At 67.2% G+C, this 13,858-nt stretch carries 13 protein-coding genes and 1 pseudogene; 9 read left to right on the top strand and 5 right to left on the bottom strand.

Annotation, left to right across the window (positions count from 1 at the left end):
- Nucleotides 1-559 precede the first annotated feature (559 nt).
- The 3 genes from ABD899_RS15175 to ABD899_RS15165 all read right to left on the bottom strand — a co-directional run bounded on the left by ABD899_RS15175 (nucleotide 560) and on the right by ABD899_RS15165 (nucleotide 2,934).
- Entirely contained in the window at nucleotides 560-1,312 is a 753-nt protein-coding gene (locus ABD899_RS15175; RefSeq protein ID WP_345207516.1) for a helix-turn-helix transcriptional regulator, read from the bottom strand.
- Between the two features lie 41 nt (nucleotides 1,313-1,353).
- Nucleotides 1,354-1,656, bottom strand: coding sequence for a putative quinol monooxygenase (locus ABD899_RS15170; protein WP_345207514.1), 303 nt, complete (start codon nucleotides 1,654-1,656; stop codon nucleotides 1,354-1,356).
- Nucleotides 1,657-2,166: 510 nt separating this feature from the next.
- The gene (locus ABD899_RS15165) at nucleotides 2,167-2,934 is read right to left on the bottom strand and encodes an SDR family NAD(P)-dependent oxidoreductase (protein WP_345207512.1); all 768 of its coding nucleotides are present in this window, start codon (nucleotides 2,932-2,934) and stop codon (nucleotides 2,167-2,169) included.
- A 313-nt stretch (nucleotides 2,935-3,247) separates the two neighbouring features.
- On the opposite strand from ABD899_RS15165, the gene ABD899_RS15160 reads away from it, so the two are divergent.
- Nucleotides 3,248-4,474 (top strand): hypothetical protein, encoded by a 1,227-nt coding sequence (locus ABD899_RS15160; RefSeq protein ID WP_345207511.1) that lies wholly within the window; start codon nucleotides 3,248-3,250, stop codon nucleotides 4,472-4,474.
- 25 nt (nucleotides 4,475-4,499) lie between these two features.
- On the opposite strand, the pseudogene ABD899_RS15155 reads toward ABD899_RS15160, so the two are convergent.
- Nucleotides 4,500-4,729, bottom strand: a pseudogene (locus ABD899_RS15155) (BRCT domain-containing protein); the annotation flags it as partial.
- A 696-nt stretch (nucleotides 4,730-5,425) separates the two neighbouring features.
- On the opposite strand from ABD899_RS15155, the gene ABD899_RS15150 reads away from it, so the two are divergent.
- From ABD899_RS15150 to ABD899_RS15140, 3 genes are all read left to right on the top strand, one after another.
- Nucleotides 5,426-6,226: a class I SAM-dependent methyltransferase gene (locus ABD899_RS15150; RefSeq protein ID WP_345207510.1), complete on the top strand. Its 801-nt coding sequence runs from the start codon at nucleotides 5,426-5,428 to the stop codon at nucleotides 6,224-6,226.
- A gap of 100 nt (nucleotides 6,227-6,326) precedes the next feature.
- Nucleotides 6,327-7,058, top strand: coding sequence for a VOC family protein (locus tag ABD899_RS15145; protein ID WP_345207508.1), 732 nt, complete (start codon nucleotides 6,327-6,329; stop codon nucleotides 7,056-7,058).
- 422 nt (nucleotides 7,059-7,480) lie between these two features.
- On the top strand, nucleotides 7,481-7,648 hold the full coding sequence (locus tag ABD899_RS15140) for a hypothetical protein (RefSeq protein WP_345207506.1): 168 nt from the start codon (nucleotides 7,481-7,483) through the stop codon (nucleotides 7,646-7,648).
- Between the two features lie 214 nt (nucleotides 7,649-7,862).
- Here the strand turns inward: ABD899_RS15140 and ABD899_RS15135 are convergent, their stop codons facing one another.
- A complete protein-coding gene (locus ABD899_RS15135) occupies nucleotides 7,863-8,465 on the bottom strand; it encodes a hypothetical protein (RefSeq protein WP_345207504.1) in 603 nt (200 codons plus the stop codon).
- A gap of 235 nt (nucleotides 8,466-8,700) precedes the next feature.
- Here ABD899_RS15135 and ABD899_RS15130 point away from each other — a divergent pair, with 235 nt between their 5' ends.
- The 5 genes from ABD899_RS15130 to ABD899_RS15110 all read left to right on the top strand — a co-directional run bounded on the left by ABD899_RS15130 (nucleotide 8,701) and on the right by ABD899_RS15110 (nucleotide 13,787).
- Nucleotides 8,701-9,624 carry a hypothetical protein gene (locus ABD899_RS15130; protein WP_345207502.1) on the top strand — a complete coding sequence of 308 codons (924 nt, stop codon included), beginning with the start codon at nucleotides 8,701-8,703 and terminating at the stop codon, nucleotides 9,622-9,624.
- A 65-nt stretch (nucleotides 9,625-9,689) separates the two neighbouring features.
- On the top strand, nucleotides 9,690-10,526 hold the full coding sequence (locus tag ABD899_RS15125; RefSeq protein WP_345207500.1) for a nuclease-related domain-containing protein: 837 nt from the start codon (nucleotides 9,690-9,692) through the stop codon (nucleotides 10,524-10,526).
- Nucleotides 10,527-10,866: 340 nt separating this feature from the next.
- Complete coding sequence (locus ABD899_RS15120; RefSeq protein ID WP_345207498.1) at nucleotides 10,867-11,460, top strand: hypothetical protein; 594 nt, start codon at nucleotides 10,867-10,869, stop codon at nucleotides 11,458-11,460.
- 341 nt (nucleotides 11,461-11,801) lie between these two features.
- Nucleotides 11,802-12,338 (top strand): dihydrofolate reductase family protein, encoded by a 537-nt coding sequence (locus tag ABD899_RS15115; protein ID WP_345207496.1) that lies wholly within the window; start codon nucleotides 11,802-11,804, stop codon nucleotides 12,336-12,338.
- A 1,014-nt stretch (nucleotides 12,339-13,352) separates the two neighbouring features.
- On the top strand, nucleotides 13,353-13,787 hold the full coding sequence (locus tag ABD899_RS15110; protein ID WP_345207494.1) for a hypothetical protein: 435 nt from the start codon (nucleotides 13,353-13,355) through the stop codon (nucleotides 13,785-13,787).
- The last annotated feature ends 71 nt before the right edge of the window (nucleotides 13,788-13,858 follow it).

Raw genomic sequence — 13,858 nt, 5'->3', positions numbered from 1 at the left:
TTTTAGTCGTAACAACGATATAGCGGAACCCTGAGGTGCATGAGGTGTGTGGGCCATGAGATCTCGGACTTCTTGGTGGGGACGACATCGCCGGCTCGAGTATGCGGCCATGCACCGTCGGGGTATGAGTCCCAGGGAGTGGTGGGGTTTCGGGGGTAGGGGTGGGCGCGCACGAGCTGGGGTCATTTGAGGGCGCAGAGGGCGTGCCCGGCGCAGGGAGGGTGAAGTGAAGGTAGGCGGACATCGCCGTGCGCGCGATGCCGTCACCACTGACGCACCGCTGTGGGACCTCGCCGACTGGGGCGGCCTGAGCGACGGTCGTCGTCCGGCGAGGTCGCTTGGCGGCAATGCAGCGCAGGCGGCAGGGAGGCAGCACCGAACTCCCGCGGCACTCGGGACCTGCGCCGTCTCCCACCGCGACAACGCGCGGGAATGACGTCGGCAAGCGGCGGCCGCATCCTCGCCAACCGCGGGGCGCCACGGCTCAGAGCGGACCTCGCCAACAGGCGCCGCAGGGACGCATGTGCCTTGATCCTGTCGGGGTGCCACGTTTCGGCGGTTAGCCGGTGAACGTGGTGCGGTAGTGCGATGGCGTCGCGCCCGTCAGCTCGCGGAAGGCGGCGTTGAACGCCGACAGTGAGCCGTAGCCGACCTCGTGGGCGATGGTCGTGACTGGGGTGTCACCCGCCGCGAGATGCTCGATCGCTTGCAGCACCCGCATCCGGCGCAGGACGGCGCGCCAGGACATCCCGAGCTCGGCGTCGAACCGGCGTGCCAGCGACCGTGGCACGAGCCCGACCGCGCCCGCGATGTCCTCGAAGCGGACCTCGTCACCAAGGCGTTCCTCGGTGAGCCGCAGTGCGGTGCGCACCTCAGCCGACCGACCTGCCGGCACGACGACCGGGCTGGGATGCTCGGCCAGTCGCCACGCCACGGCGGCAAGGGCGGTGAACATGGCGCGGGGGTAGGCAGGCAACGGATCGTCAGCCTCGGGCCACCCGCCGCACTCCGCGACCAGCGCGCGGGCCAGGGGGTCGAGGTCGAAGACCGCGAGGTCGCGCACCGGTGGTGGCACGAAGTCGACGTGAAAGAGCACCGAAGCCGTCGTCGCCGTGTGCGGTATCGCGACCAGGACCGGGCGACCGGCGCGCAACAGCGCCGCCCGGGCCGGGGGCAACAGCCACCGCTGGCCCTCCGCCTCCAGCCGCAGGGCCCCGGACGAGGCGTACAACAGGTAGTGCCGGTCGACGACCAGCTCGGTCGGCTCGGCCGGCGCGAAGGACCTGGTGAACGCGAACGCCTCGCGGGTCACGGGTCGGCTCCCACACACCGATCGTAGGGACGCCGATCCAGTCAGGCGACGGACTCGACCAGTTCGGCGCGGAAGCGACGACTGACCGGCCCGTCCGTGACCATCGGTCGCAGCACCGCATTGGACCGGGCGAACGCCTCTGACGCGAGGTAGGCGGCGAACGAGCCTGGGTCGGCCCACTCGTGCACCACCGTCACGGTTCGGTCGTCCTCGCGCGAGGCGTAGACGCGGAAGGCGATGTTGCCCCGCATCGAGCGGACCTGCGCCCGCTCGCCCTCGAGCTGGCCGAGGGCGCGGACGCGGTCGGTGGCGGTCGTCGAGAAGTCAACAATGGCAATGAACACGATCTCTCCTGTGCTGCGTGTGTCGTCGATGGGCACGTCCAGCCTCACCCCGCAGCACCCGAAGCCGCCTCCGTCCACCGGACCCATCCACGCGTCCAGCAGACGTCGCACCCAGCCCCGCCCGATGGCCCGGGTCCGCCAATCCCGGGCGCGCACGCTGACGCAGACGTTCGGCATACCAAGCGGGCACACTCCAGAGTCCGGGTGGGGCCACACCGCCGCGCCCGGCTGGCGGCGCGAAGACGCACATCGATCCGCGTTGGTTTTGCCGGCTCTCCAGGGCATCTAGCACCGGGAGAACCTCCTACGAGACAACGTCGCTTCCCGGCTCGGGCTGTGACCCCAACAGCAGTCGCCTGAGCGCCGATCGCCTGAGCGCCGATCGCCTGACGCCCGTCAGGCGTCTGCGGGCGCTCATCCCTGCAGGGCACTACCGTCGGGCGTCCACACATCATCGCGGTCCTGGAGTGCTCGCCCGACGTCACACGGGAGAGTCCGCGAACTGCCGACTCAGAACGCGGTGTAGCCGCCGTCAATGATTAGGACAGTCCCGGTCACGAAGCTCGCAGCGTCCGACGCCAGGAACACCACCGCGGGGCTGATCTCGTCGGGCATCGCATACCGCTGCTGCGGTGCGTCCTCGATCCAGTACCTGCGGAACTGTGGGTCGTCGACCGGCGACATGTCCGTCTTGACGTACCCGGGCGCAACGGCGTTGACCCGCACACCCGACGGCGCCCACTCCGCGGCCAACGACTTCGTGAGGTGGTGCACGGCTGCCTTCGAGGCGTTGTACGCCGGCTGCCACTGCGGCCTGTTGACGATGAACGCCGACATCGACCCGATGTTGACGATGCTGCCCCTCTGGCGCTCGACCATATGCGCGCCGACTGCTTGGGACATCCGCCACAGCGCCGTGAGGTTCGTGTCGATCACGTGGTCCCAGTCGTCGTCGCTCACCTCGAGGGCCGGCCGGTGCACGCACGCGCCGGCGTTGTTGACGAGCACGTCGACCTGCCCAGCCCGGGAGAGCGACTCGCGCACGATCTCGTCGACCGACGACCGGCTGGTCAGGTCGCCGAGCACCACGTGGGCGGCGCGGCCCAGCGACTCCACCTCACTGCGCACCTCGTCGGCCGCCGCCGCGTCGCGCCCATGGATGACGACATCGGCTCCCGCCTCCGCCAGCCCGCGGGCGAACGCCCGCCCGAGGCCTCGCGTGGCTCCGGTTACCAGGGCGGTGCGGCCATTGAGTGAGAAGGACTCCAGGACGGTCACGGTCGTTCCTCCAGCCAACGAGTAATGCGTGCAGCGACGTCGACGACCTCCCTGCCGGCGTGTCGTCGCGAGGGCCTGCCATCACCGTAGTGGCCGGCAGGCTGATTACAGCAAGACGTGCGCTGGCCCGGCTGAGGTGCCAAGTTCATTTGCGGCGTTGTGAGCCATTGCGCACGGCCGGACTACGTTGACACGGTCTGGATCATCGGAGCTCCCGCTGTGGGCGAAAGGGGCGCACTATGGGGACTGAGACGACGCGCTCACCCTCGATAAGGACGGGCAAGCACCTGCCTAGGGCGAGGACGGTGCCTCCGTGAGCAGCCCGGCCAATCTCGACTGGGAGCTGGGCGACATCTTGGGTCAGGGTGGCCGTTGGACGTTCGACGAGGTCTTGCACCTGCTGGCCAGCCGTATGCAAGGGACGATGAGTGCCATTGAGGGCGCCTTTGGTCAAGCCGGCTGGTACGGCGGTGGGGCGGCCCCCTATCCCGCCCCCACGATCCCATTCGAGGCTCCGCAACCGGCGAACCCGGCCGTGGTGGAAGTTGACCGGCGCCTGTGGATCGCCCGATACAACCCCGCCGATCCCGACTTCGACGTCCCGGACATCGCCGACGACAGTAAGTTCCCGTGGCAGCATCCCGAGGCCGCGCCTCGTGAGGGCTGGTGGCTCTCCACCGTTGATACGCCCCGCGGGCGACCTGCCATCTCAGAGGTCGCCACCGGCGACCTTGTCATCTGTCAGCGCACCAATCCGACCGGGAACGGCGGTGACCTCGTCGGCGTCTGCGCCATTGGGATGACTGCCTCGTGGGAGGACGCGCAGACTGGTCGTAGAGAACGGGCCGCCTGCCTGATCCCCCTGACGAAGTTCACCTATCCGGTGCCCAGGTCCATCGCCCGCCGCCAAGGTCGTCTTCGCGTACAGAGCCTTCGCGCCGGTCAGCAGCTCCCTGGCCGGCAAGGCCCTATCGGCTTCGGCCTGTCATTTGTGGAGTGGGATGACGTACCCGAGTTGATCTCGGTATGCGGCATCCCGCCCGAGGCGCTGGCCGAAACCGACACCGCCCGCCTTGCGGCAAGGCTCCGGGCCAGCGACACCGGGAACCGCCTCAATTTCAAGCTGCGCTACGACGCCGTCGTGCGGAACGGGGTCCGTCGCATCCGTGAACGCGAAGCCGAGCGTGCAGCCGAAGTATGGGCTGACGTGAACGGCTATGTGAAGCACGGGGAGTTCCAGCATGTACCGCTGGCCGGATTCGACCTGCTGTTCATTGATGCGCACGGCGATGAGCTCCAAGTCGAGGTCAAGGGCTACATGACCCGCCGACTCGCCGCAGTGCACCTACAGCCGTCACAGGCGCAGCGAGCTACCGATGCTGCCGCTGGGCAGGTACCGGCGTGGCGGCTCTTCGCCCTGCTGGGCGCCGGCACGCAGACTTTAGACGAACGTGTCCTGTCCCCTCAGAGTGTCGTGGACCTTATCTCGAAGGGCGGCCTGAGGGTCAAGGGTGGATGGCCAACCACTCGCGCCCACTGATCTAGGTGTAAGCCAACTGCGCCCCTCAGTCGGCCCGACCGGTCTCGAGTAGCCGCCGGAAGCCGGCCTCGTCGAGGATGGGCAGGCCGAGCTCGCGGGCCTTGTCCTCCTTCGACCCGGCATTCGCGCCGACGACGACGTAGTCGGTCTTCCTGGACACCGACCCGGACGCCTTGCCCCCGCGCGCGAGGATCGCCTCCTTGGTCTCGTCGCGGGAGAAACCCTCGAGCGACCGGTCACCACGACCGTTAGCCCGACCCCTGGTGCCGCTCGGGGACGTGAGTCACGCTTCAGGAGCGATCGTCTCGCGACGTGCGTGGTATCGCTCCGGCAGGCGGCTACTTGACGCATCCCGGGCGAGAGGCCCGTCAGGCTGGCGGAGACCCGTGCCCGACGCCTCCCGGTCGAGCGCGTCCTCTGAGGGCTCCATCCCGCCCACAACCTGACCGTCGCTGGCTTCGCTCACCGGACCTGGCAAGCGACTGCACCCCACAGGGCGCAGTCTGCCTGGTACCCATGGGCCATAGCGGGATCTTCGCATCGGGTGGATCATGGCCTCGTGGGTCGCTGAGGAGGTGCGCCATGCGTGACATTCGTTGCTTGATCCGCCGTCATCGCTGGGAGTCCCGACACAATCCTGAGGTCGAAGGACCGAAGGGCGACTACCAGACGTGCGCGCGCTGTGGCGAGGACAAGGCGGGCTATGAAGCCCCGCCGAAGAACATGTACCGCGGCGTTTGGGGATAGGCGGGTTGGATTACGGGTCCCTGGGCGAGTCACCCGATTGGCACTGGCGATGAGACGGTGGCTCGTCCCGTCGTGCGGCGGTAGGCGTCGCTCATCCGGTCCGGTTACCGCACCGACGGGCCGCTTGCTCGCGGGCAAGTGACTCACACGGTGAGAGCCCGTTGTGACGAAGCAGGGTGACCTGCCGATGGCTAGAGTCGAGCGGTGACACCCGTCGAGGCGCAGAGCTGGCATCACGGGTTGGTCGCCCGTTGGTGGTCACTGTTCCGCACCACCGGACCGGAGATCGAGTACTTCCGGCAGTTCGTCCAGGCGGGGCAGCCAGCACTCGACGTCGCCTGCGGCGCTGGTCGCCTGCTCGTGCCCTACGTCGCAGCCGGGCTGGACGTTGACGGGTGCGACGCCTCACCGGACATGGTGCAGCTCTGCCGGGAGGCGGCCAGTGCCGTGGGTGCGTCGCCGACCGTGACCTGCCAGGCGATGCACGAGCTCAACCTGCGCCGGCGATACCGGACGATCTTCGTCTGTGGTGGGTTCGGGCTCGGGTCGAGCAGGGAGCAAGATGAGCAGGCGTTGCGCCGCTTGTACGAGCACCTCGAGCCCGGCGGACGCCTCGTCCTGGACAACGAGGTCCCCTACTCCGACGCGACGCACTGGGGTCTGTGGCCGTCCGGGCGACGGGATGGTCTCCCGGAGCCGTCCCGGCCTCCCGGCGCCCGCCGGCTCGCGTCCGATGGTGACGAGTACGCCTTGGAGTCACGCCTGCTCGACCTGGACCCGCTGCGCCAGCAGGAGGCGTGGCAGATCCGCGCCTACCGGTGGCGCGAGGGTGCGCTTATCGCCCAGGAGAGCTACCAGCTCACCTGCAACCTGTACTTCTGCGCCGAGCTGGTCTTCATGCTCGAGCGGGCTGGCTTCACCGGCGTTGAGGTTCGCGGGCAGTACAACAACCTGCCTGCAACGGCCGAAGACTCGTTCCTGGTCTACCTCGCCACCCGCGACTGAGGCCATGACGACAGCCGGGCGGTAGACGTGCCAGATGCGAACCGAGTCAGCCGCGCGGTGTGGAAGCGCCAGGTAGCCGTCCGCTGCCACAGGAAACCAGGTGCTCACGCGCCGGGTCGCGGCTAGCGTGGAGAAGGTGCCTACACGTCTCGTTGCCGTTGCGTTCGACGCTCGGGGGCCGGCAGCGGTGGCCCGGTTCTGGGCTGAGCTGCTCGAACGGGAGGTGGTGGACGAGGACGAAGGCGTGCTGCTTCCGGGGGACGACAGGCAGGCCGGTTTGCGCTTCGTGGCGGCGTCCACCCAGAAGGTCGGGCGCAACCGGCTACATCTGCACCTCACCAGCTCCGGTCCCGAAGGGCAGCGGGCCATGGTCGAGAAGGCTCTGAGCATCGGCGGGTACCACCTCGATGTCGGCCAGCTGCCCGAGGAGGGGCACGTCGTGCTGAGCGATCCGGGCGACAACGAGTTCTGCGTGATCGAGGCTGGCTACGGCTTCCTCGCCGGCTGTGGTCCACTCGGCGAGGTCGCCTGCGACGGTTCTCGAGCGGTGGGGGTCTTCTGGCACCAGGTTCTCGAATGGCCACTGGTGTGGGACCAAGGGCAGGAAACCGCGATCCAGTCGCCGGTCGGCGGCACCAAGCTGGCATGGGGCGGGCCGCCTGTGGCTCGCAAACAGGGGCGGAACCGCCAACGGTTCGACTTGGCCGCCGCTGACCTCGAGACCGAGATCGCGAGGCTGACGTCGCTCGGGGCGACCCGCCTCGCCGACGTCGCAGGGGGCGTCGAGTTCGCCGATCCGGACGGTAACGAGTTCCGCATCATCGGAGTCTGAGGCCGCCGGCCTGCCGGCCAATAGGAGCCCGAACTCGGGCTGCCCTCGGAGATCGAGGCCGACCACGGCTGTTGAGCCGAGCGCACTCAGTCCGTCCGTTCATCAAGCTTCCGGGATCGGGCACCCGGTTCCGTGGCGCGTGGAGGCGCCACCGGGTTCCGCTAGCGTTTGACTCGGTCGCCGATAGTGCCTGTGAGAGCCACCCCTTGGTGAAAGGTGGAATTGGGTCCGATCGCGTGCGAGCCGGGCAAAGCTCCAACCGGCAGCTCCTGACGTACTGCCGTTTGCCATAGAGACGCGGGCTGAAGCCTGGCGCTCAGCGCAGTCGCAAGATGGGACCGGGAGAGGGTCTGGACCTCGGCCATGCTCGGGCGGACACTCAATAGAGCTCGCAGCGGTGCTGCCAGCGGAGGGAGCGGTTGGTGGAGATCTGGTTTTGGATCCTCGGGATCGTCGCCGCCTTCTCAGTCTTGGCGGTGTTCATCGATCGTCGCCGTGGCTCGACCGGGGCGAGCAGGGCACATGACCAGCCGGGCGCAGCGCCGGCAAGGCACTGGCTGACCTACCGGGGCGACATCGTGGATGACTGAGGGCCCACACAGCAGGTGCCCTGGCCTGAGCACGAGTGATGTCCAACGCGTGGAGTGGGACGCCCCGCTCGCGACACAACGCGGAACTTGCGGCGATGTGACGCAGTGCCCAAGGCGTGAGCCGTAGCTGGATGCTCGTATGCGGCGTCGTTGATCGACGCCCAGCAATAGAGCCGCGGGCGCACGGCCAAGTAGTGTCAGCGACAGGCCGGGCTCAGTTGCCGGCCAGGGCTCCCGCGGCACCAAGGACCTTGATGGCGACAAGCGCAGGATTGTTCCGATACGTCTTTGACTTCGCGAGCTGGAGCGCCACAGGGACGACGTCGTTCAAGTCAAACACTTGGATGGGACCGCTGCCGACCTGCTGTTCCGCGCACCACTCGCGGGCGAGCTTCTCGTCAGCGCCCGACTGAGAATTGGCCCAGGAGCCCACGTACAACCGAAGCTCCACTTGGTTCGTGGAGTATCCAAAGCGGGACGCCAGCCCAGCCAGAACAGGGTCCCGAACTTCAGGCCGGTTCAGGAGCTGGAACTTCGCGTTCCCACTCGCCTTCTTCGAATTCCCCTTCACCTCATCCCCTCGCACACCAGCCGATCCGAAGAACGACTTCACTGATGCAAGTACCAAGCGGTCTGCCCTGGCGCCCACCAAGTCGACCTCGTACCAGTGGGTTTGGTACTCCGGGTGGCTCACTCGTTTCGTTTGAAGCTTGACCGGGTACTTGACCGCTTCAGAGACGACGAAGTCCTCTGCTTCGAGGGCAAGCGCGACGAAGGATTCGAATGCTTCCACGTGGAGAACTTTCCCGGACTCCACGGGTGACGCCTAGCGCAACGCGCGGAAACTAGGGATGCTATGACCGTAGGACGCTGCCTCAGGGTCGAGCGGAACGCGTGCCAGCCCGCGGCGCTAGGCGGCGATTAGACGCAGGTCAAGATCCTGTGAGCAAGCTGCGATGCTCGTGAGCGCTTGAAGCGTCGCGGTCTCGGCTAGTGCTTCTCCTCAAGGTCTGTTGGGCCGAGCTGTCCTACCCGAATGGCACCATCAACAAATGGATGAGCCGGGCACACCAGAAGGCACGCTGGACTTGGGGGACTTGCGGGACAGATGGGCGCAATGCGACCAAGTACGTGAGGTGGCTCGACAAGCCGAGTCCGATTGGGATCGCCGGCTGCTATGCGCCCGTTCCCTTGATGAGGATCGGGTCGGTGCGCACCGTGTCTACGCCGCCGCTGAGCGGTACCTCGGCATTGCCGAAGAGAACCATGGCGCGCTCGTAAGCCTTCTTGGCACGTTCGGGGCCACTCCGACGGTCCCGTGGAACCTGCTGCGGCCCTCGTTTGAGGCGGCGTTCCGAGCTCTGTGGCTCCTTAAGCCTGAAGACAGCCAAGAACGGCGGCGTCGTGGCGTGCAGTTGGAGTGGCTCGACGATGAAGCGGCGAGGAAGTACCGCAATGTGACCCTTCGCAGCCCTGACCTGCTCCGAAGTCTCGGTGTGCCCGACGACGTCGTAGTGGCCAGTCGCGAAAGCGGGCGGGACAACACGCGGATCTACCAAGCGGAGGCTGACCAGCTGGGGCTGCGCTACCGCACGAAGGATTGGAAGGGTCGCAAGATCAGCCCCACCCCGTTCCGAGTCGTGGTCGAGGGGGAGCTCGGCAAGTTGGTACCCGACGATGCGATGCTGACTCTCGGGTTCCAGACGACGTGGAAGACGCTGTCGGGTATCACGCACTCGGAAGGGAGCGCCCTGCTGCGAGTGAGTGACCACCGAACCGAGGGTGCCTACAAGGGCGGACGACAACTCCGCATGAGCATTAATGACGGCGCCTTCTATGTCGCCGCGATCAGCACCACCCTCCTCCGAGTGATGGCTTGGAGCAGGTACGGGGAGTGCCATCAGCCAGCCAACCGCGGGCCAGTCGACTTGTCGACGCTGCGCTCAATCGTCGCCCGCGCCATTCCCGACAGCTAGCCGTTCAGTGGCGAAATGGCGCAAGCTCCCTGCATCGAACGGGAAAGCGATTTACGGTGTCACTCGTGGATGGGGGAGTCGACGAGAAGCGCATGCGCTTGCGCTATGCCGGTACGTGCCGGGTGTGTGGGTTAGAGCTTCCGGCGAGGGCCGAGGCGATGTACGAACGGGCGACCAGGACGGTGCGTTGTGTCAGCCATGAGGTGAGCACACCTGATGCCGGTCCCGGCGAGGAGGAGCCGAATCCTGAGGTTGTTGATTCTGGAACGGCGGGAGCGTCCGCGCGTCGCGAGTTCGACCGCCGCAAAGCGGCGCGTGAGGAACGCATCCGGGCCAAGCATCCCAAGCTCGGCGGCTTGATCCTCGCAGTCTCCGACGACCCGCAGTCCACGACCGCATGGAACACCGGCGCACTCGGCGAGGAGAGGCTTGGCGGCGGTTTGAACCGGCTCGCGTCGGAGACCGTCCGGATGCTGCACGACCGTCGCATGCCCCGGAGCAAGGCCAACATCGACCACCTGGCCGTGACCCCCACCGGCGTGTTCGTCATCGACGCCAAGAAGTACCGCGGCCGCCCGCACCTAAAGATCGACGGAGGGCTCTTCCGGCCTCGCGTCGAACGGCTCATGATCGGCTCACGGGACTGCACCAAGCTCGTCGACGGGGTACTCAAGCAGGTCGACGTCGTTCGGGGGTTCCTCGAGCCCGGCGTGCCGGTGCACGGCGTCCTGTGCTTCGTCGAAGCAGACTGGCCCTTGCTCGGCGGGAACTTCACCACCCGCGACGTCCACGCCCTGTGGCCCAAGAAGCTGTACCCCAAGCTCCAAGCAGAAGGCCCACTGACCGCCGACACCATCGCCGAGATCCACCGCACTCTCGCAAAAGCCTTGCCTGCGTCCTGAGGTAGCTCGCGCTGAGGCGGCGTAGAGACGCAGGCGCGGGAATCGGAAAGGCTTGGGGCGACGACGCCGTCGTGTCGCTCGTCACGGCGCCGCCGGGTTCTCGACGGTCCAAGCCGGTATTAGCGTGGATGTGGAGGCGGGTCTGGCACCGCCGACGAACGTGCGCGCGGTCCGCCCCTCCGAGGGAGCGTGGATCATGTCATTGAAGGCGGCCGATCGGCCCCGTGTGTCGGTCGTACAGACATCGCAGCCACCGATGAAGGCCGGTTCGGACCAACGCGCTCGCGTGATTCCAGGGATGCGGTCCGGCGCGTCCGCGACCCGGACTACGGTCACCGCGTTGGGCCTGCTCTGCGCGGCCGTGGGGGTAGAGCACGGGCTCGGCGCGATCGAGCAGGGAACCGAGGCGCCGCCGGGCCTGGTGTTCCGGTCCTGGCCCGACGCCGCGGCGTTCGACGCCCTCGGTGGGGAACCCGCGCTCACGCTCGTGCCCAACCTGCTCGTCACCGGGGTCCTGGCGGTGCTCATCTCCGTGGCCATCGGCGCCTGGACCATCTGGGGGGCGCACCACCCCCGCTGGGGTGCGGGGTTGGTGGCGCTCTCAGTCCTGCAGCTGATCTGCGGGGGTGGGTTCGGACCGCCGATCATCGGCCTGGTGGCCGGACTGCTGGCCACGCGAGTGGACCACACCTGGGCAACGCCAGGTGGCCGCGCCACGAACCTGGCAGCCCGACTGTGGCCGTGGCCGTTGGTCCTGGCCGTGGCCAGCTTCCTGATGCTGGTCCCGGGCTTTCAGTTCCTGTTTGCCGTCAGCGGGCCGGTCAGCCCCGAGCTGGTTGGCCCCGTCACCCTGGCAGCCTTCGCCAGCACCGCCCTCGCGGTGTTCTCCGCCCGTTCTTCGGATCGCGTGGCGGGGCGTGCGGCGCCGGCCTGAGCCGGTGCAGGCGTGCAGCGCCAACCGCGAATCAAGGGCCGGATGGAGACCCGAGAAGTCCCCGCGAGCTGCTGTGCATGACCAGCGATGCCGCAAGGACAGGCGTTGTGACGCAGGGCATTCCCGACCGCGCTGGTAGCAGTGGCGGCATCTTCGGGCCTGCGAGTCGCAAACGAGCCGAGCGCTTGTCCTTAACTGGCCCATGGACCCGTAGTGGAACGAAACGTCGTTCGAGGGTCGGAGGCGTCCCCCGTGACTGAAACAGCAAGGCCGCATTGACCGCTGTGGTCGACATTGCGACAGTTGGCGTCCAAACCGTGCCTCGGCCATCAGGAGTCTTCATGCGCGACGTGGTCCTCTACACCCTCGTTTCCCTCGATGGTGTGGCCGAAGAGCCCGGTGACTGGATGTTCGAGGCAGACGAAGATGTGTTCACCAACCTTGCCGAGGTGATCCGAACCCAGGACGACATCCTCCTCGGACGCGGCACCTACGACTACTGGGTGGACTACTGGCCGACCTCGGACGTCCAGCCCTTTGCTGACTTCATCAACCGCACACTCAAGCACGTCTTCAGTTCCAGCACGCCGACATCCCCGTGGGCTCAGACCAGGATCGTCGACGACGCCCTGGTGCCCTACGTCGCGCGACTTAAGGGGAGCAACGGCGGCGATATCGGCATTCACGGAAGCATCCGGCTCGCTCAGAGCCTCCTCGCCGACGACCTCATCGACCGGCTCGAGCTCGTCATAGTGCCCACCTTGGCCGGGCATGGACGGCGACTTTTCACCGACGCCATCGACCTGCGGCGCCTGGACCTAACGAAGGCCACACAATCCGCCACGGGATGCGTCTTCCTCGGCTACCAGCGTTCCTAGGCCCACTGGCGAAACCCCACCAGTGCCTTCCATCCGCCGCAAACTTCAGGCCGTCAAGCGAAGGACTGCATGCGGCGATGAGACGCGACCTGTGCGCAGGAACGAAACGCCGCGGCGCAGAGTCAACCAATCCGGCGCGAGCCATGCTCGAGGAGTCGGCCGAATCTACGCTTCACTCGAGGCGTTCTTCGGCGGCATCCCCGACGGGACGCACCCTGCAGGATCCAACGGAGGAGGCCCGGATGTCGGTGAGACTCAACCACACGATGGTTTGCTGCCGCGACCAGCAGGCCTCGGCGTCGTTCCTCGCCGATGTCCTGGGGCTCCCGGCCCCGACGAGCTTCGGGCCGTTCTCCGTGCTTGAGGTGGCGAACGATGTTTCCTTGGACTTCCTCGCGGAAGGCCCGGTGCACCCCCAGCACTACGCATTCCTGTCGACGAGCGCACGTTCGACCAGATCCACCGCCGAATCCTCGATCGCGGCATCTCGTACTGGGCCGACCCCGAACGGGCCATGCCGCAGCAGGTGAACACCAAAGACGGCGGCCGCGGGTTGTACTGGCTGAACCCCGACGGGCACGTCCTGGAGATCCTCACCGTGCCCTACGGTGGCTGGCCGGAGCAGGCAGGCTCATAGCCCCACCACGGATCTCGCGGCGAAGCGACGCACCTCGATGTTCGCGCTCATGCCGATGGTCGGACGTGGCAGTGGGGCCGAGGCGCGGCGCTTGGTCGACCGTGTCAGGAGTGGCCCCCAAACTGAGTGCGGCTTGAGCACGATTGCCAGGGCCGGGGACGGGCCCGGGGGGCGAGGGCCATTTGCGGTCGGCTCGGTTGTGGGCGGCTGACAGGTGATGCAGCTGTGCTACTCCGGCGAGGAACTCGACTGGAGTCAACCATCGGTCGTGTTCCCGGTTTTCGCGCCCAAGAAGTCGGGACGCGGACCTCATGACTTGGGCGCGCCCGGTCGGTTGGCTGGAGTCGTCACATTCCAGCTGGATTAGGGAGCAGCTCATGAACCGCATGCCAAAGACACTGGTGTCCCGGGCGCTTGCAGGGGCCGGCGCCGTGACGGGTGTCGCAGCCGTGTTAGTCGTGGCGCCGACAGCCCACGCAGACGTTCCCCCCAGCGAGCGCATTTACTCACGGGCACAGACCTGGACCTGCGAGGGCCTCGGGGTCTTCGAGGCGCTGTACAGCCCTTGGGGAGGCAACCCACAGGTCAAGTGGCTCAGCCCGGACGGCGGCAGGGACGGAGGTGTTCAGGTCACGATCGTCTCGGGAGACATCACCCTGATCCTCGGCGGCGAGACCTCGCACTTCGTGTTTCCCAAGAACCCGCCGGCTCGCCAGGGCCAGGCGCAACACGTCTGCTCCATCTACGCGGCCGACGGACAGGATTCGATCACGGGGACCGCGATCGTCGCCGTTGTCCCGAGAGTCGAGTGACAGCAAGCGACCCTCGCTGGCGCATTGACTGGTCGTGGGTGCAGCCGCAAGGCCTCTCGGCGCCGCGGGGC

The sequence above is a fragment of the Fodinibacter luteus genome, from assembly GCF_039541575.1.
Taxonomy (GTDB): Bacteria; Actinomycetota; Actinomycetes; order Actinomycetales; family Dermatophilaceae; genus Fodinibacter; species Fodinibacter luteus.
Note: the sequence above shows the minus strand (reverse complement) of the source record. Positions and strands in the feature narration are given on the sequence as shown.